Below are 17,390 nucleotides of genomic sequence, written 5' to 3'. Positions count from 1 at the left end.
CTCCTATTTGGTGGCTTTTTTATATTGAATGGAATATGGTTTATTGGTTTTCGGCCTTAACCACCAATCTAAACCCTTCTCCGTGTATGTTCAGGATTTCCACCAAATCGTCCTTTTTAAGGTATTTTCTCAACTTAGCAATGTAAACGTCCATACTTCGGGAGGTGAAATAATTATCATCCCTCCATATTTTGGTCAATGCCAATTCCCGTGGCATCAAATCATTTTCATGCAAGGCCAACAAACGCAAAAGTTCATTTTCTTTTGGTGATAATTTAATGGGCTCTTCCTCCTTATATTTCAAAAAGCGAAGTTTGGAGTTCAAATGGAAATTACCAATTTCAAACTCAAATTGTTTGCTATCCGCTAAGGTGCTGGACGCCTTTCTTTGAAGAATCGCTTTAAGTTTCATTAAAAGCACTTCAGAATCAAAAGGTTTGTTCAAATAATCATCAGCCCCGGCTTTGTATCCTTTAAGCACATCTTCCTTCATGGTCTTGGCAGTAAGGAAAATGATTGGAACGTTCTCGTTCTTCTCGCGGATTTCCTTGGCCAAGGTAAATCCATCTTTGTAGGGCATCATCACGTCTAAAATGCAAACGTCATAATTATCCTTTTTGAACTTTTCAAAACCTTCCATACCATTTTTGGCCAGAACGACCTCAAAGTCGTTCATGGACAAATAATCCTTAAGGACAATCCCAAAATTTGGGTCATCCTCTACCAATAGTATCTTCTTTCTTTCTGTTTCCATAGTTTGTTTTAAATTAAAGGGAGTTTAATATAGAAAGTGCTTCCTTTTCCTTTTTCACTTTCAGCATAAACCTCACCTTGATGATCGTCTATAATTCGTTTTACGTAGGCCAATCCTAATCCGTGGCCTTTTACGTTGTGTATGTCACCGGTATGTTCCCGGTAAAACTTCTCGAACACTTTTTTCAGGACGGCCTTGCTCATTCCGGCTCCTTGGTCCTGTATTTTAATGATGATGTTATTCTTTACCACTTCGGTAAACACATCTATTTTTGGAGACTCCGGAGAGTATTTCACAGCGTTGTCCAGCACATTCACAATAACGTTGGTCATGTGCATGTCGTTTGCCAGAACTTCAGACCTTTCGGCATCTAAATGCGCATTGACGTATCCGCCGCGATCTTGAACAATAAGGTCGATATGGGCTATGGCATCGCCAATGATGTCATGAATATCAACCCGATCCTTACTGATATCCAACTGATTCTTTTCCAATTTGGAAATGCGAAGCACATTTTCCACCTGTGCGTGCATGCGTTTGTTCTCATCCCGAATCATTCCCAAATACCGAAGCACCTTTTCCTTATCTTCGATGGATTTTGGGTTGCGAATGGCCTCCACAGCAAGATTAATGGTCGCAATCGGCGTTTTGAACTCGTGCGTCATGTTGTTGATAAAGTCCGACTTTATCTCCGATATCTGCTTTTGTTTGATCAATTGATAAATGGCACTGGAATAGGCTATCATTATGACCAAGGTAAAAATCAGCGATAGCAACGCCATACTCATAATGGACCTGAACAGGAATTTTTTCATGCTGGGAAAAGTCAAAAGCAATGAAAATGTACTGTTTCCTTCACTGTCCTTAAATATGGGAGCCTTATACATCTTGGTTCCAGAGAACTTAAACTTTTTTGAACGTACTTTGGTAGGATAGCCTTGGCTATATACCCCATACTCATAGTCAATATCAATGTTTCTGTTTTTCAGTTCTTGACTGAGCAGTAGTTCCAATTCTTGATTGGACACACGTTTATGAATGGGCTTTGTCTTGGCCGCCTCCATGAACACATCTTCCCATGCGGCTTTGTCAATGCTGGACAGCCCGCCTATCTTTTCGGCACGTTGGATGGGAGTCAGACTATAACTTTTACCATCCAGACCAAATTCCTCCTTGTAAATGGCCTTGGTGCGCTTACTAGTGTAATTCTTAATGGTGGTTGAATCCTCTCCTCCGTCTATGTTATCAAAGAACGTTGATGTTATATTGTAATCCTCTTCCAGGATTCCGTGGGAGTAAAAAAGAATCTCATCGGAGTTTAAATCCCGGTCGACGAACAAAAAATTTCTGAACTGCGTGCTTTTAGGTTGACCAATACTGTCAACAAGTGAAGCCAAACGATCTGAGTATTCCTTCATCTCCCGCTTCTCCACCCTATTTGCCACTTTGTCTAAAATGTCCGTGACCGTTCTTGAGAACTGTTCTTCTTTGTCGTTTATGGAGGTTCTGATCCAGTAAACCTGAACGAATATTATCCCGGTAAGGGATAAACTCATTAGAATGACGAGAAGAACGAATAGCTTCTTGTTCATTGAATCAAAATTAAAAATTTAACATTTAGGCCTTTTACCGTTTAACCTAACCTTAACAAAAATGTTAAAATTTTGGGGCGGATAGGGCCAGTAGCTTGGTGTGGAGTTGCTTTACCTTTTGCGCTGTAGTTTCCAATTCAACGTTCTCAATACAAAAATCGGCCAGGTTTATTTTTTCCTCATCCTCCAACTGGTTTTCCATTCGTTGAAGAATCTGCTGCTCAGTTGCGCCATCTCTTTCCATTACACGCCGCAACCTTATTTCCCTGGGTGCGGTCACCAGAATGGTGAAGTCGTAATTGCTTTGCACTCCATTTTCAAAAATCAGAGCGGTTTCTTGTATTACATAAGGTACGGATTTTTTCTGGGCCCACTCCAAAAAGTGTGCTCTAACCGCAGGGTGCACAATGGCATTCAATTGTTGAAGTAATTCTGGGTCCTTAAACACTTTATCAGCAATATAAGCCCTATCTAAAAACCCTTCTCGATAGGCTTTTTTTCCCAACAATGCCGTAATGGCCTCTTTTACTTCCTTGGAAGAAATCATCAAGGTTTTAGCTTCTTCATCAGAATCATAGACAGGTACCTCCAGTTCCCTGAACATTTGGGCGACGGTACTTTTTCCGCTGCCAATACCTCCTGTTAACCCAACTATTTTCATCGTTGTTCCAGCACAAAGTTAACGGTCTTCTCTGAGAGTCGCACGTCATATACATTTTCTGGCATTTTTGTAATGGTCAAAAGTAAGGTGTTCTTAGTATTCCCATTAACCTGAGCATAATCCGCTTGCACCTCAAAATCCGCAGAGGATATTCCTTTCAATCTATCCACGGTGGCTTTGCAAAGCACAGTTACCGAGTTTGGAAAGGTCTTTACTTGATACCCATCAGGAGGATTTACCACAGTGATGGTTGTCTCAAATACTTTTTCTGAAAACTTCACCACTTTGCCCGAAACAGTCACCCGCCCAACCGAAAAAATACTATTGTCCAATCCTTTTGGGAAGACCAGTGCAGCATCTTTTGAAAAATCGCTGGACAAATTGGTCAACTGTATGAGTTCGGTTTCAATTTCATCGAGGGTATCAATTTCACTTTCAGGTCCTTTTACCACTACATTATATGGCGTGATTTTCGGTTTTCCCTCCATGATAAAGTTCTGCTGAAACTTTAAATCCAGATTTGCCTTAATAGGCACTTCCTTTGACGCGACCTGATACAAGTCCACCACCAATCTGCTTCGGTCCAAATCCAAAAGCGAGATGTTCTGCGAAAGCTGCACGTCTATTTGTTTCTTTAAGGCGTCTTCCGTTAGTACATACCGCCCATTTTGATATTCCACTTGGGAGACATCCACGTCGATTCGCTTTTTCACGAAGTTGTAAAACAAAAACTGAAAACCACTGGTACGTAACTTGGCCTCCATTACATTCACGGAATTTTTTCCCAATAATAAAGAGTCTGGAAGGTTCCTGTAATTCAGTGTCAACTTGGCCCTAGCTTCATAAGATTCGGACAGATTGCTCAGAAACCACGCTAAAAAAGAACATATCAAAAACAGTGAAAACACCTTCACTTTTTTTTGATTGAGGCCGTGCAATACTTTTTTGAACACTATTACTTCCGTTTAAAAAACAGTTTTGGGAATAACTCTTCCGGTTCTTTGTTATTAAAGTTAAGCAAGAAAGTGGACTTCAGAAAACCTATCCCATATCCTGTAAACTGCGTTAATGCCGCAAAAATTGCCAAGAAGGCAACTTTTACATTTCTGTTCTTGAACAATGCATCCAAAAACAAGACTAAAAAATAGAAGCTGTACAGCCATAAAGGCAACACAATGCCTACAATCGCTAGAAGTAAAGAAAAGCAAAGACCAATCATAAACAGGGTAGGAAACCAATAGGTAGGTCGGGCTGTTCCAGGATGCCATTTGTTTAAAATGGGGCGTACCATCCCAAATTTATTCACTTGGATATAGAATTTATTCCAGTCGATGCGTCTTTTGTGATAGACAAAGGCTTTGGGGAACAATCGCGTCTCAAATCCTGCCTTCCAGATGCGAAAAGTCAAATCTGGGTCCTCCCCCGGGTGAATTCTGCCAAAACCCCCTGCTTTTTCAAAGGCTTCTTTAGAAATACCCATATTAAAACTTCTGGGTTGAAATTTTCCAACGGCTTTCTGCCCCCCTCGGATACCCCCAGTCGTAAAAAAGGAGGTCATTACATAGTTGATGGCCTTTTGCACATCGGTGAACGAAGCATCTGCGGCATCCGGACCTCCAAAACAATGCACGAATTCCCGTTTCAGCTCTTTGTCAACCTCTGTGAGGTATTGCTTGGGAAGAATACAATCAGAATCCAGAATGATGTAATAGTTGCCCTTGGCCTTTTGCATCCCGAAGTTTCTAGAATCTCCCGGTCCTGAATTTTCTTTATAGTAATATGAAATATGAAGCTTGTCCTGAAATCGCCTTACAATCTCCTCAGAACTTTCAGAAGAGCCATCCTCCACAATGACCACTTCATACGGGTCATTGAAATCTTGACGCTCCAAACTTTCCAACAGTTCCCGAATTTCTTCAGGCCTGTTGTACACCGGCACCACTATGGAAATGAAAGTGTTCATATGAAAAAGAAAAGCCACCCCAAGGAAGGATGGCTTTCAATCTTATTTATCTGTGTTATTCGGAAAATTCATCGATGACCTCTTGACTTACCCCGGTGTTAGAGAACCCTCCATCATGGAAGAGGTTCTGCATGGTCACCTTTCGGGTAAGGTCCGAAAATAAGGTTACGGTATAATCCGCGCACTCTGCGGCCGTAGCATTTCCGAGTGGCGACATTTTTTCGGCATAGTTGATAAATCCACCGAAACCTTTTACACCTTGACCTGCGGTTGTTGGTGTTGGGGATTGTGAAATGGTGTTCACCCGTACTTTTTTCTCCTTCCCGAAGAAATAACCAAAACTTCTTGCCACAGATTCCAAATAGGCTTTGTTGTCGGCCATATCGTTATAATCGGGGAAAGTCCGCTGCGCCGCCATATAGGTCAAGGCCACAATGCTGCCCCAAGGGTTCATGGCATCAGCTTTGTACAAAGATTGCAGTACTTTATGAAATGAAAGCGCCGAAACATCCCAGCCTTTAGCCGTAAAATCATAGTTCTCGTCCGTATAATGTTTTCCTTTTCGAACGTTGACCGACATACCAATGGAGTGAAGGACAAAATCCAATTTTCCACCCAAAATTTCCATGGATTTCTCAACAAGATGCTTTAGTTCTTCCTCATTGGTGGCATCTGCAGGAATGATTTCAGAGTTGGTCTTTTCTGCCAATTCCTTTATTTGTCCCATTCTCATGGCGATTGGGGCATTGGTCAACACAAACGTCCCACCTTCTTCATGAACGCGTTCTGCTGTTTTCCATGCGATGGAATTCTCATCCAAAGCTCCAAAAATGATTCCTTTTTTACCTTTTAAAAGATTGTATGCCATAGTTTTTTCGCTATTGTTGGTTCAGTTGCAAAGATATTTATTCTATTTTGAAGTTTCATGCTTTTTGCCCGAATGTGGGCTGCTATCGCTATTGAAGCAACTGCCTAGCGTGTGCCAATGCGGATTCTGACAACGATTTACCCCCTAGCATTTCTGCCAATTCCTGCACACGTTCGTCATTGGAGAGCTCTTTCATGCGGGTACTGGTCCCCTCCTCGCCTTCCTCCTTAAACACTTTAAATTGATGTCTTCCTTTGGAAGCGACTTGTGGTAAATGGGTAATGGAGAATACTTGCATGGTCTGACTCATCTGCTGCATGATTTCGCCCATACGGTTTGAAATCTCTCCGGAAACCCCGGTATCAATTTCATCAAACATCATCGTGGGCAATTGCTCATACGTAGCCAAAATGGATTTAATGGTCAGCATGATGCGGGAAAGCTCCCCGCCTGAGGCCACTTTTTTCAATTCGCCATAGTCTGAACCTTTATTGGCCGAAAACAAGAACACCAAATCATCCTTTCCATTGGGCTTGAACGATTCTGACGGATTTACCTCAATTTTAAAACTGGCCGAAGGCATTCCCAATGCATATAAACTTTCTTGGAGCATGCTTTTTAATTTGGGGATGACCGAATTTCTAGCATCTCGTATTCTTTCAGCAGCATCTTCAGCCTGTTCGGTAAGCTTGGCAACTTCACCTCTTTTCTCAGCAATTTTAGATTCAATATTGGCCACAGCCTCCACCTTTTTGGCTAAATCTTCCCGAATGATGACCAACTCACCCACAGATGCCACATGATGCTTTTTCTGAAGGTCGTAAAGCAGCTGCAATTGGCTGTTCACTGTTTCCAACCGTTCTGGGTTGGCTTCAACAGCATCTTTTAATTGCTCCAATTCTGATGCAATGTCATCGGTCTCAATCAAAATAGATTGAATTCGCTGACTGAGGGATGCGTAAGCTGGCCCAAAATCGGCCAAACTTTGAAAGGCTCGTTTTAAATCACCCATTCGGCCCAAAATGCCCAATTGCTCATCATTCAACAATTGGAACCCGGCAGACAATTGCTCCATGATTTCCTCCACATTGCTCAACTGCTCATATTCAGCCTCCAACTCTTCCTGCATGCCCTCCTTGAGTTTGGCATCTTCAAGTTCCTTCAACAAAAAACTATTGTAGTCGTGCTCTTTATCCGCACTAGTCTGAAAATCTTCCAATTCCCGCAACTCTTTTGAAGCTATTCTGTAACGATTCAAATGAGTTCTGTAGGTTTTTATATGCTCCGAATTATTGGCCAGGGCATCCACTACCTTCAATTGAAAATCATTCTCCGTAAGACGAAGTGTTTGGTGCTGTGAATGCACATCCACCAGTTGGTCACCCAAGGCCTTGAGCACATCTAAAGTGACCGGGGTGTCATTCACAAAGGCACGCGATTTTCCACTGGGCAAAATTTCACGCCGAAGAATGGTTCGGTCCTCGTAATCCAAATCATTTTCGGTAAAAAATGATTTTAAATCGTATTTGGAGATATCGAACTCCGCCTCAATGACGCATTTCTGTTCCGTATTTTTCAGGGAGGTCAAATCTGCCCGTTTCCCCAACACCAAAGAAAGACCGCCTAATAGAATGGACTTTCCCGCCCCTGTTTCACCCGTAATTGTGGTAAAACCATTGGAAAACGTAACGTTTACGTCATCAATTAAAGCGTAGTTTTGAATGGAAAGATTTGCCAGCAATGCTAAAGATTTTCTCCGTAAAGATAAATCTCTTTAGAGAACTGCACTAGTAATTTATCTCATTCCAAGTGCTGGAATAAAATGGTGCCACCCTGTTGAGGGTTTCTTTAAGTTTTACGATGTCCACCTTGGGACCATCGGAGAAGATATTTTGGATTTCCTCGGATTTGGCATCGAAGAAGGTCTGGATTAAAAATGCATTGGGTCTGCGACTAATCAAGGTTTCAAATAACCGAAGACTCCCCGCTATGACCTGTTTTCCAGTGCTGTTGTTGTCCGCCAAAACATCCAATCCCTTGCGGTGGTAGTTGTACATGGCGATACGGTATTCCCGGAACGAATTGCTCAGCAGGTTATCCACCAATTCAAAACGGGTACGCTCCCCAGTTTCTTGGCTCCAACCGCTAAAATTGGACCCCTGTGCTTGGGTAACAATGTTCTGCGCCCTCCGGTAATAATCATCACCGCCTTCCAAAGAAAACGTATCCGCATCCAATCCCAAAACAACATAAACATAATAGGAAATCACCCCTACCAAATTGGAATCGAATGAGTTGGGATTATACACTAAAGGCTGAAATTCTTGATACTGAAAATTAAAGGCATCATCCTTATAATTGAATACCGGACTTTCGTACGATGTATTAAAAACGGGTCTAGAAGATTGCACTTGGATATTGGCCTCGAAACGGTCCGACTCGTATGAGGTTACTGTGATGAACATCCTGGCGTTTACCCGTTCATTTTCCTTATAAACGCGATTGGTCCATTTGCTGTTATTGACAAAATCGTTCAATGAACGCTCCAAAGTCTTGAAAATCTGTTGGTTCGTCTGCCCTACTTGGTCCGAGTTCACGGTAACCACACAGCTGAGTTCTTGGGCGGAGACCGTCAAGGTGAAAATAAAAAACAAAGAGAGCAAAAGAGTGTTACGCATGGATTCTGGAGATGATTTCTTCCCAAATGTCGGAGGCCACTTCGGGCTTCGTCTTCAATCCAAACGTTTTTATCTCCAAATTCTTATCAATGAAGGTAATTTTATTGGTGGTTCCCCCAAATCCGGCGCCGTCATCTTTCAAAGAATTCAAAACGATACCGTCCAGATTTTTACGTTGTAGTTTGCCTTTGGCATTTTCCAATTCATTTTCGGTCTCCAAAGCGAATCCAACCAAAAATTGGTGCGACTTTTTCTCCCCTAGCGATAGTAGAATGTCCGGATTTCGTTCCAATTCAATATTCAGGTCGCCTTCTTTTTTCTTCAGTTTCTCTTTTGCCACATTTTTAGGACGATAATCTGCCACTGCGGCTGCACAAATGGCAACATCGGTGTCGTTGTAATGATTGTGGCATGCTTCATACATCTCTTGGGCTGAAGTCACCCGAATCAATTCTATGGAATTGTGCTTGATGTCCAAACTGGTTGGACCAGAGACCAAAACCACTTTTGCCCCAAGTTCCGCCGCCTTTTTGGCCAACTCAAAACCCATTGTGCCCGAAGAGCGATTCCCTAAAAAACGCACCGGGTCAATGGCTTCATGCGTGGGACCCGCCGTTATAAGCACCTTCTTGCCACTCAAAGACAAACCTTTGCCCAAATCCTCTTGAAGGAACTGAATAATGTTCTCGGGTTCTGCCATACGCCCTTCGCCATGTAAACCACTGGCAAGCTCACCGGATTCTGCGGGAATCATTTTATTGCCGAAAGATTCCAATTTTTCCAAGGAAGCCTTGGTAGAAGGGTGCTTGTACATGTCTAAATCCATGGCCGGGGCAAAATAGACCGGGCATTTTGCGGATAGGTACGTAGCTAAAAGAAGATTATCGCATACCCCATTGGCCATTTTGGAGAGCGTGTTGGCTGTTGCTGGGGCAATGAGCATGATATCCGCCCAAAGTCCAAGTTCTACATGGTTGTTCCATGAAATACTGCCTTCCTCCTCGTTGACAAAATCCATCAGCACTGGATTTTTGGACAGTGTGGCCAAGGTAAGTGGGGAAACAAAAGAGCTGGCGCTCTGGGTCATTACAATTTTGACCTGGGCACCAGCTTTTATCAATAGCCTAACCAGAAATGTGGTTTTGTAGGCGGCGATTCCCCCGGAAATTCCCAAAAGGATATTTTTACCGCCGAGCATTTCTTAGGCGTCTTTCTCTGTGTTCCTGTAGTAGATTTTATCTTCCAACCATTCCTGGACCGCCAAAGCATGGGGTTTTGGAAGTTTTTCGTAAAACTTGGAAACTTCGATTTGTTCTTTGTTCTCAAAGACTTCTTCCAAGCTGTCGCTGTACGTAGCGAACTCTTCCAACTTCTCCAACAATTCCTTTTTGATTTCAGAATTGATTTGGATGGCACGTTTTGAAACTATGGAAATAGCTTCATAAATGTTCCCCGTTTTTTGGTCAAACTCGTTACGGTTAACGGTAACCGTGGAAACTGGGGCTTTTGTATTTTTCAAATCTTGCATATGCAGCTGTTTTAAAAAACGTTTATTTAGTAGTAATATCGGTGGAAACGGTATATGCGTTCATTTCCCTCTGTATTTTATCCAACAAATTATCCGCATCTTTTTTAAACTTGGACTCTGGGAAATAACGCATTAAGGTATTATACGAATCAAGAGCTTCTTGCAGACGTTCTTGTTTTCTGTTCTCGGTACTGTTCAAGGCCAAATTGGTGGTTGCTTCAATACGATAGTACAAAGCCTCTTCCCTGTATACAGAGCCGGGATTGTCCGAAATAAAATTATCCAATGCTGTAATTGCCGAAACCAAGATAGGATAATTGAATTTTCCCAATTTATTGAACTGCTTGGCAATCTCCAATTGTTTTTTCTCCTTTTTGGTGGTCAATTCCCTTGCCATGGCATTGGCCTCCTCAAAATACTCAGATTCTGGGTAGGTATTGATGAACGTCTGCAACTTGGCCAACGCTTTATCCGTATCGGTTTGGTCCAAGGTATACACAGGTGAAAGTTCGTAGTAGCTTTTTGCACCCAAGAAACTTGCTTCCTGAATCTTATCACTTTTGGGATAGGATTTTATAAAACGTTCAAACTGATAACCGGCCAAGTAATAATCCCCTGTCTTAAAATAACAATCGGCAAAAAAGAACATCACCCGCTCACCTTGTGGTCTTCCCACATATTTTGGTGCAATCTGCTCGTACAATCTTTTTGCCCTTTTGTAGTCGCCCTCTTCGTAGAATTTTTCCGCCAAATCATATTTAGGCTTGATATCCTCATTCTTGAGTACTTTCTGGTACTCACTGCAGGACACAAGAACTACGAATGCGGCTAGTAAAGGGAGTATGAACCTCATTTTCAAAAACATTTTGCAAAATTAGTGATAATGAACGGATTTAAAAAAACAATTTATCGTCCAAAAATAACGGGTGCAAAACCAACTGCCCAAGCTTTTGGGCAAGTTTTAACGAAATCTAAGCGTGTGCAGTATCCAGCGCCTTTAAAAAACTACCGATTCTGCTCTTTAGGGAAGGTGTAGCTTCCATCAATGGCAAGCGTACCTCAGCTCTTGAAAGTCCTAAACTTTCAAAGATGGCTTTAATGCCGGCGGGGTTTCCTTCTTCAAAAATCAATTGCATCAAAGGCAATAGTTGGTGATGAATCTTGTACGCTTCATCGGAACTTTCCTGAAGTCCCAAGTTCATCATTTTTGAAAATTGGGAAGGCAAACCTTGACCCAAAACGGAAATCACTCCAGCCCCACCAGCCAAAACGGTAGGCAGCGCGGTAAAGTCATCCCCGGAAATAACCATAAAGTGTTCTGGTTTTCCCTTGATGATTTTATCAATCTGAACCATATCCCCGCAAGCTTCTTTAATGGCGAGAACGTTGGGAACCTCATGTGCCAACCGAAGCGTGGTCTCGGGCAACATGTTTACTCCCGTTCTTGACGGAACATTGTATAAAATGACAGGTTTCGGAGATGCCTTGGCTATTGCCTTAAAGTGTTGATAGATACCTTCTTGAGTGGGCTTATTGTAATAAGGACATACGGATAAAATGGCATCGAACTCGGACAAATCCACGGTTTGCAATTCCTCAACAACGGCCATGGTGTTGTTTCCGCCCACACCCAAAACCAACGGCAAACGTCCCGCATTGGTTTTAATGATGGTGTCCACCACCAATTGTTTCTCTATCTTGTTCAAGGTTGCAGATTCAGCCGTAGTACCCAGTACCACCAAATAATCCACTCCACCTTGAATGTTGTGTTCCACAATCTGGACCAACGCATCCACATCCACCGAAAAATCTTCTTTGAAAGGGGTTATCAATGCAACACCTGTACCCATCAATTTTTCCATCACAATTCTTTTAAAACCTTTAAATACTTTTTCAATTCACTCTTAAAGAGTGCAAAATCTTTCATGTTTGTATTTAAGATCAAATCGTTCACCTTGGGGTCCTGCGAACCCAAACCAACTTTTAATCGGGCTGGGGTCTTCACAGAGAGCAATTTCATCATCAAATTGTCCTCTTCATAAAAATTGATTAACATATCGTATTCCCTTCCCAAAAACTCCAGGACATAACCGTTCTCAATCTGTCCTTTCCATCCTAAATCCCTATCCGAAAATATCTGGATGGCATAAGGTGAGTTTTTGTCGTATTCCCTTTTATAACCAATGATTTTTATGGCATTGGGCCTGAGGGAAAACTCGTCAATCAATTCATAAAAGGCCTCCGCATTCTGGAACTTATCCACATCAACAATACAGCCAACACTGGTAATTCCCTTTTCCCGGGCTATAGGCAAAGAAGGCTTTTCCATTTCCTCCTTTAAATATTTAAGCCCTGATTTAACCTTAAATTTATCTTGGAGCCCCTTTATAAACATATTTTTATGCATTTTTACAAAGGTAAATATTCTACCAAGATACTTAACAAAGATACGCACGTGATTGGTTTAAAATTCAAACAATTTGTTGTATTTACAACTCTTTGTTTTTTATTTTCCTGTAAGCAGGAGACCGGAGCACTCTCCAAAATTGATGGTCGGCAAATCCCAATTGATGCCTCGCTTGAAGAGGTGGATTCCATTTCTAGTTTTGTTGAACCCTATAGAAACCGCATAAATCAGGTGTTGGATAGCACTTTGGCTTATGCCCCAAAACCCTTTTTGTTGGAAGATGGAGAGCACAATACCTCCATGGGCAATCTTATGGCCGATATTGTCCTAAGCGAAGCCGCACCCATCTTTAAATCCCGCACTGGGAACGATTTGGATTTTGTGGTGCTCAATTACGGAGGGGTACGTTCCATTATTTCAGCAGGAAATGTTACGGCCCGAAACGCTTATGAGGTCATGCCATTTGAAAATTATATCTCCATTGTTGAAATGAGCGGCTCAGCCGTTAGGGAACTCATCGCTTTTTTGATGGCTTCGGACAGGGTCCACCCTATTGCGGGAATGCAGATTGTTTTGGATAAGAGTGGCTCATTGGAGTCGGTGGACATTCAAGGGGAACCGTTTGATGAGAACCGCACTTATTTTGTGGGAACCTCCGATTATTTGGTACAGGGTGGTCCCAGTATTGGTTTTTTCAAGGACACCATTTCCACAACACACATTGATTACCTATTGCGCAATGCCATTATCGATTATTTTAAGAAAGCGGATACGCTAAATGCCGCGGTGGACGACCGCTTTATTCAATTGAAATAGATGAAGAGAAGGGATTTTATAACACATACGGCAGCGGCCTCAACCTTGGTTGGCCTGGGTGGACTTAGCTTGAACTCCTGTGCTGGTTTTGGCACCAAAAAACTGACCATTTTGCACACCAACGATGTGCACAGCCACATAGACCCATTTCCAGCATCGCATTCGCAGTATCCTAATTTGGGTGGAATTGCCCGAAGGGCAACGCTCGTGGACCAAATCCGAAATGAGAACCCAAACACCCTGCTTTTTGATGCTGGGGATATTTTTCAAGGTACCCCCTATTTTAATTTTTATGGTGGGGAACTGGAGTTTAAATTGATGAGCAAGCTTAAATATGATGCTTCCACCATCGGTAACCACGATTTTGACAACGGAATTGATGGATTGTTGGCACAGATGCCACACGCTACTTTTGACATGATTTCCGCTAACTATGATTTTTCCAATACCGTAATGGAAGGTCAGGTGAAACCCTACAAGCTTTATGTGGTGGACGGTATTAAGATTGGGGTGTATGGCCTTGGGATTGCATTTGATGGTTTGGTGACCAAACGGCTTTATAAGGAAACCAGCTACCTAGACCCTTTTGAGATAGCCTTGGATATGGAGCGCCAACTGAAGGAAGGTGAGCAATGTGATTTGGTCATCTGTCTTTCACACTTGGGCTACGATTATGAAAACCCACAACGGCCTTCGGATACGCAATTGGCACAACGGACGTATTATACCAATTTAATTATTGGTGGACACACCCATACCTTTTTGGAGCGGCCCGATGTACGCATCAATAAGAACGGGGACTCTGTTTTAATAAACCAAGTGGGGTGCTACGGTCTTAATTTGGGTAGAATTGACTTCTATTTTGATACCGATAAGAAGGCTTCCGCAAATGGAGTGAGCATTTCGGTCTGATTTTCAATGAACAATTTGCAATAAGCAATTTCCATTCTGGCTATCACCCTTAGCTCCCATCTGAACAAACGGGAAGGCAGTCGAACGGATGTAAAAACCCATTTTGACACGAATTGCACGAATTTTCACAAATCAACTTGGACTTGAGTCTCACTCTTGATTCTTGGGTTCTTGGACTATTGAAAACAGATTTCTCAATTGATGCTTGGCATCTCATGTCGAAATGACTTTTTAGGATTTTTGGAATTGGGTTTTTGGGTTTTGGATTTTTGGTACTTAGGTCTTGCTAATTGTTCATCGCTTATCGAGCAGACACACCCCCAACCCCTCTCGAGAGGGGAAGTTGAAAATCCCTTCTTGAGAAGGGAAGATTTCGGTATGGCGAAATCAGGGTTGTGTTTCTTTGGTGTGAATATAGTCCTCTATGATCCGGAGCACATTTTCCATATCCCTCAAAACTTGGTGATCCGTAAAGCGAAGTATGGTTATCCCAAAATTCGACATCGTCAGTTCTTTGACCCTATCCTTTTGTTGCACCTCAACCAACTCATGGGAATATCCATCCACCTCTATACCCAACATGAGTTCATGACAGAAAAAGTCCAAAATGAAATTATCTATGGGTTTTTGATGATGAAAATCGTAACCGTGCATTTGTTTGCGCTTTAGTTTTTGCCAAAGGATAATTTATGCTTTTGTGGAATTGGTTCGCAATTGGCGAGCCAGTTCTTTGAGCTTTGGGTTATATGGGATTATTTTTCTTCTTGGTTTTTTCATGAACTGTTTGGATTGCTTTCTTGGAGGACGCACCCCCAGCCTCTCCTCAAGAGTTGACACACCCCTAACCCCTCTCAAGAGGGGAATTTATATCCCTTCTTGAGAAGGGAAAGATTTCGATATGGCGAAATCAGGGTTGTGTCTTTGTTGTTTTATATAGAATCTGATTGTTTGTTGGCCATTGATATTTGTTCATTGTAAGGACACACCCCTAACCCCTCTCTAGAGGGGAACTTTCTGTGGCATCACTCCAGCCCCTCTCCAAAAGTGACACACCCCCAACCCCTCTCTAGAGGGGAGCTAAAAAAACACCGAGAGGGCCAATTGGTCTCCCCTCGGTGCTTTACATGGGTCTGCGTTTAGGTTTTAACTTACCTAAATAAGTTCTTATAAATTATGGGCATTCTGGATCTAAGCTGTCCCCAACAAATGACCAGTTAAAAAGACCTTTTATATCTTGTCTAAGAAATTCAGATTCGCAATAAAAAAGACCTGAAACGCCTAGAGTAATATCATTATTAAGAGACCCAGAATTAGAGAAAACCCATCCATCCAATGTAGCATCATAATTTGCGGTGGAAAGCGCTGTTCCATCTAGCATATTTTCCATGTTTTGGATAGATGCAATAACCCAATCCCCAAGGCTTTGGTCAAATGCAGAGGCCCCTTCAAACATGGAGGACATATTGGTTACGCTGCTGACATCCCAAGTGCTTAGATCCTGATTAAAGAGTATAGCTCCTTTGAACATACTGGACATGTTGGTGACACTGATGGTGTTCCATCCTATGGGATTGTTAACACTACTGTTCTCAAAGGCATGGGACATATTGGTGACATTTGAGGTATCCCAATTGCTAAAATCCGTGTTTGGATTGCTGCCCAGACCAAAAGTATTGGCGAACATATTGGCCATGTTCGTTACCTCGGAAACGTTGGGAAAATCAGGAGCGTTAATGACTAAATCATTGCAACCGGAAAAAGCACTTAACATTGTCTTCCAGACATTGGTGCCCCATTGTTCAATGGTCAACAACTTATTTGGGGTACTACCGCCCACACTCATTTTTATGGCCGGGAAACTGCCCTTTATGGCCACAGTATACGTTCCTTCAGTTTCATAGGTGTGTGCTAGGTTTACCGTAGCGGGCTCATTATAACTTTCCAAGCTACCATCTCCCCAATCAATTTGAAAATCATAATCTTTCACTAGGCTGATTTCCAAACCGATCACAATCTCCCCTTCATCCGCGGAGGTCATCCATGTGGTGATAAAAGAGGCAGGGTCATCGGACAATTCTTCAACATTGGTTACGGTCACGGTGATTTCCACGGTAACAATGTTTTCTCCGTCCGAGACTTCAACGGTTATGGGATGTTCTGTTAAAGTCTCATAATCAAGTTGCTTGTTCTTTATCAGGCTCAGTTCGCCGGCGGCGTTTATCTCAAATAAAAAGGACACGTCCTTTTTAATGGAAAAGTCAAGCTCTGCCCCTTCAGGGTCGGTGGCCACCACGGTTCCAATGATATCGGTATCAACAATGTCCTCGGCCGCAGGGAACTCAAGGCTCAAGGATTCCACTTCCGGTGCTTCATCCACATCGGTAACGTTTATGGTGATGTCCGTTGTGGCCGTACCACCTTTGCCATCGGAAACGCTGACGCTCAAGTTGTACACAGGGGTGGTCTCAAAATCGAGGAACTCCCCCTCTGCCAAGCCTATCACGCCTGCAGCGGAAATCATGAAATGCCCACTGTTTGTCCCGCTGAGCACATAGTTCAGCACATCTTGGTCGGCATCCGTGGCATCAATGGCCCCTACCGGAACATCAATGGCCAAGGTCTCCACAACACTGAATACAGGGTCAGGGTTGTTGATCACAGGTGCCGAGTTGTTGGGCAGAGGCTGGGTCACGGTAAAGGTGCCCCCAGTGGCGGTCTCTCCGCCAACAGTGACGCTCACCTTGCCCGTAGTGGCCCCTTGCGGCACCGACGTGGTAATCTTAGTGGCCGTGGCAACGGATACTGTTGCCGTGGTGGTACCGATTTTAACGGTGTTTTGGGTCTTCGTGGTACTGAAGTTGGTACCTATAATGTCGAATGTCGTTCCTACAGGTCCCGAAGTTTTTGATAAACTGGTTATGGTAGGTTTGTCTGGGGCTGAAGGACCATCGTCCTTACTACAAGAAACTACGGCCAATGCTAAAATGACCAAATAAAGCAATTTTTTACGTATCATAATTTTAAAATTTATAAGGTTAAGCCTGCAAGTTCTTATTTGTCAAGACCTTTTTGGTGGCACAATTGATGGATGAACTCTTTGGGTTGATGGATGACCGGGATTCGTTGATTTGGTGGGGTGTTGGGTTTTGGGTAAAACAGTAACAATCACTTTACATGATACTTGAGGGTTTTAGTCAGAAATTACTTATAT

General features: G+C 42.7%; 17 protein-coding genes. 2 read left to right on the top strand and 15 right to left on the bottom strand.

Features of this window, described 5'->3' with window-relative positions; translation table 11 throughout:
- Positions 1-40: 40 nt before the first annotated feature.
- From ACFSJE_RS01305 to ACFSJE_RS01245, 13 genes are all read right to left on the bottom strand, one after another.
- Positions 41-754 (bottom strand): response regulator transcription factor, encoded by a 714-nt coding sequence (locus ACFSJE_RS01305; RefSeq protein ID WP_379829168.1) that lies wholly within the window; start codon positions 752-754, stop codon positions 41-43.
- A gap of 8 nt (positions 755-762) precedes the next feature.
- Complete coding sequence (locus ACFSJE_RS01300; protein ID WP_379829167.1) at positions 763-2,346, bottom strand: sensor histidine kinase; 1,584 nt, start codon at positions 2,344-2,346, stop codon at positions 763-765.
- 64 nt (positions 2,347-2,410) lie between these two features.
- The gene (gene coaE, locus ACFSJE_RS01295; RefSeq protein WP_379829166.1) at positions 2,411-3,007 is read right to left on the bottom strand and encodes a dephospho-CoA kinase; all 597 of its coding nucleotides are present in this window, start codon (positions 3,005-3,007) and stop codon (positions 2,411-2,413) included.
- Complete coding sequence (locus ACFSJE_RS01290) at positions 3,004-3,960, bottom strand: CdaR family protein (protein ID WP_379829165.1); 957 nt, start codon at positions 3,958-3,960, stop codon at positions 3,004-3,006. The genes coaE and ACFSJE_RS01290 overlap by 4 nt, the downstream gene beginning before the upstream one ends.
- A gap of 2 nt (positions 3,961-3,962) precedes the next feature.
- Positions 3,963-4,970, bottom strand: a complete 1,008-nt coding sequence (locus ACFSJE_RS01285; RefSeq protein ID WP_379829164.1) for a glycosyltransferase family 2 protein — start codon at positions 4,968-4,970, stop codon at positions 3,963-3,965.
- Between the two features lie 55 nt (positions 4,971-5,025).
- The gene (locus tag ACFSJE_RS01280) at positions 5,026-5,838 is read right to left on the bottom strand and encodes an enoyl-ACP reductase FabI (protein WP_379829163.1); all 813 of its coding nucleotides are present in this window, start codon (positions 5,836-5,838) and stop codon (positions 5,026-5,028) included.
- An 88-nt stretch (positions 5,839-5,926) separates the two neighbouring features.
- Complete coding sequence (recN, locus tag ACFSJE_RS01275) at positions 5,927-7,579, bottom strand: DNA repair protein RecN (RefSeq protein ID WP_379829162.1); 1,653 nt, start codon at positions 7,577-7,579, stop codon at positions 5,927-5,929.
- A gap of 46 nt (positions 7,580-7,625) precedes the next feature.
- Positions 7,626-8,516, bottom strand: a complete 891-nt coding sequence (gene porD, locus ACFSJE_RS01270) for a type IX secretion system protein PorD (protein WP_379829161.1) — start codon at positions 8,514-8,516, stop codon at positions 7,626-7,628.
- Entirely contained in the window at positions 8,509-9,714 is a 1,206-nt protein-coding gene (gene coaBC, locus ACFSJE_RS01265) for a bifunctional phosphopantothenoylcysteine decarboxylase/phosphopantothenate--cysteine ligase CoaBC (protein ID WP_379829160.1), read from the bottom strand. Before coaBC ends, porD begins: the two co-directional genes overlap by 8 nt.
- A 3-nt stretch (positions 9,715-9,717) precedes the next feature.
- On the bottom strand, positions 9,718-10,044 hold the full coding sequence (locus tag ACFSJE_RS01260; protein ID WP_379829159.1) for a DNA-directed RNA polymerase subunit omega: 327 nt from the start codon (positions 10,042-10,044) through the stop codon (positions 9,718-9,720).
- Between the two features lie 22 nt (positions 10,045-10,066).
- Positions 10,067-10,909 (bottom strand): outer membrane protein assembly factor BamD, encoded by an 843-nt coding sequence (locus tag ACFSJE_RS01255; RefSeq protein WP_379829158.1) that lies wholly within the window; start codon positions 10,907-10,909, stop codon positions 10,067-10,069.
- Between the two features lie 106 nt (positions 10,910-11,015).
- Positions 11,016-11,906, bottom strand: a complete 891-nt coding sequence (gene dapA / locus ACFSJE_RS01250; protein WP_379829157.1) for a 4-hydroxy-tetrahydrodipicolinate synthase — start codon at positions 11,904-11,906, stop codon at positions 11,016-11,018.
- Positions 11,906-12,439 (bottom strand): DUF6913 domain-containing protein, encoded by a 534-nt coding sequence (locus ACFSJE_RS01245; protein ID WP_379829156.1) that lies wholly within the window; start codon positions 12,437-12,439, stop codon positions 11,906-11,908. The genes dapA and ACFSJE_RS01245 overlap by 1 nt, the downstream gene beginning before the upstream one ends.
- A gap of 6 nt (positions 12,440-12,445) precedes the next feature.
- Here ACFSJE_RS01245 and ACFSJE_RS01240 point away from each other — a divergent pair, with 6 nt between their 5' ends.
- Both ACFSJE_RS01240 and ACFSJE_RS01235 read left to right on the top strand, forming a co-directional pair.
- Positions 12,446-13,267 carry a 5'-nucleotidase C-terminal domain-containing protein gene (locus ACFSJE_RS01240; RefSeq protein ID WP_379829155.1) on the top strand — a complete coding sequence of 274 codons (822 nt, stop codon included), beginning with the start codon at positions 12,446-12,448 and terminating at the stop codon, positions 13,265-13,267.
- Positions 13,268-14,179 (top strand): bifunctional metallophosphatase/5'-nucleotidase, encoded by a 912-nt coding sequence (locus ACFSJE_RS01235; RefSeq protein ID WP_379829154.1) that lies wholly within the window; start codon positions 13,268-13,270, stop codon positions 14,177-14,179.
- Positions 14,180-14,566: 387 nt separating this feature from the next.
- Here ACFSJE_RS01235 and ACFSJE_RS01230 read toward each other — a convergent pair whose 3' ends face one another.
- Together ACFSJE_RS01230 and ACFSJE_RS01225 are read right to left on the bottom strand one after the other, a co-directional pair.
- Positions 14,567-14,863, bottom strand: a complete 297-nt coding sequence (locus tag ACFSJE_RS01230; RefSeq protein WP_379830031.1) for an endonuclease domain-containing protein — start codon at positions 14,861-14,863, stop codon at positions 14,567-14,569.
- A 487-nt stretch (positions 14,864-15,350) separates the two neighbouring features.
- Complete coding sequence (locus ACFSJE_RS01225; protein ID WP_379829153.1) at positions 15,351-17,195, bottom strand: BspA family leucine-rich repeat surface protein; 1,845 nt, start codon at positions 17,193-17,195, stop codon at positions 15,351-15,353.
- Between the last annotated feature and the right edge of the window lie 195 nt (positions 17,196-17,390).

The organism is Flagellimonas iocasae, from assembly GCF_042682725.1.
GTDB lineage: Bacteria > Bacteroidota > Bacteroidia > Flavobacteriales > Flavobacteriaceae > Flagellimonas > Flagellimonas iocasae.
Note: the sequence above shows the minus strand (reverse complement) of the source record. Positions and strands in the feature narration are given on the sequence as shown.

What these genes read in the sequence shown, in the direction of transcription:
- ACFSJE_RS01280 (WP_379829163.1), bottom strand. Translation starts at nt 5,838, where the DNA reads ATGGCATACAATCTTTTAAAAGGTAAAAAAGGAATCATTTTTGGAGCT.
- ACFSJE_RS01305 (WP_379829168.1), bottom strand. Translation starts at nt 754, where the DNA reads ATGGAAACAGAAAGAAAGAAGATACTATTGGTAGAGGATGACCCAAAT.
- dapA (WP_379829157.1), bottom strand. Translation starts at nt 11,906, where the DNA reads ATGGAAAAATTGATGGGTACAGGTGTTGCATTGATAACCCCTTTCAAA.
- ACFSJE_RS01240 (WP_379829155.1), top strand. Translation starts at nt 12,446, where the DNA reads ATGCATTTTTACAAAGGTAAATATTCTACCAAGATACTTAACAAAGAT.
- ACFSJE_RS01260 (WP_379829159.1), bottom strand. Translation starts at nt 10,044, where the DNA reads ATGCAAGATTTGAAAAATACAAAAGCCCCAGTTTCCACGGTTACCGTT.
- ACFSJE_RS01235 (WP_379829154.1), top strand. Translation starts at nt 13,268, where the DNA reads ATGAAGAGAAGGGATTTTATAACACATACGGCAGCGGCCTCAACCTTG.
- porD (WP_379829161.1), bottom strand. Translation starts at nt 8,516, where the DNA reads ATGCGTAACACTCTTTTGCTCTCTTTGTTTTTTATTTTCACCTTGACG.
- coaBC (WP_379829160.1), bottom strand. Translation starts at nt 9,714, where the DNA reads ATGCTCGGCGGTAAAAATATCCTTTTGGGAATTTCCGGGGGAATCGCC.
- ACFSJE_RS01255 (WP_379829158.1), bottom strand. Translation starts at nt 10,909, where the DNA reads ATGTTTTTGAAAATGAGGTTCATACTCCCTTTACTAGCCGCATTCGTA.
- ACFSJE_RS01300 (WP_379829167.1), bottom strand. Translation starts at nt 2,346, where the DNA reads ATGAACAAGAAGCTATTCGTTCTTCTCGTCATTCTAATGAGTTTATCC.
- ACFSJE_RS01285 (WP_379829164.1), bottom strand. Translation starts at nt 4,970, where the DNA reads ATGAACACTTTCATTTCCATAGTGGTGCCGGTGTACAACAGGCCTGAA.
- ACFSJE_RS01225 (WP_379829153.1), bottom strand. Translation starts at nt 17,195, where the DNA reads ATGATACGTAAAAAATTGCTTTATTTGGTCATTTTAGCATTGGCCGTA.
- coaE (WP_379829166.1), bottom strand. Translation starts at nt 3,007, where the DNA reads ATGAAAATAGTTGGGTTAACAGGAGGTATTGGCAGCGGAAAAAGTACC.
- ACFSJE_RS01245 (WP_379829156.1), bottom strand. Translation starts at nt 12,439, where the DNA reads ATGTTTATAAAGGGGCTCCAAGATAAATTTAAGGTTAAATCAGGGCTT.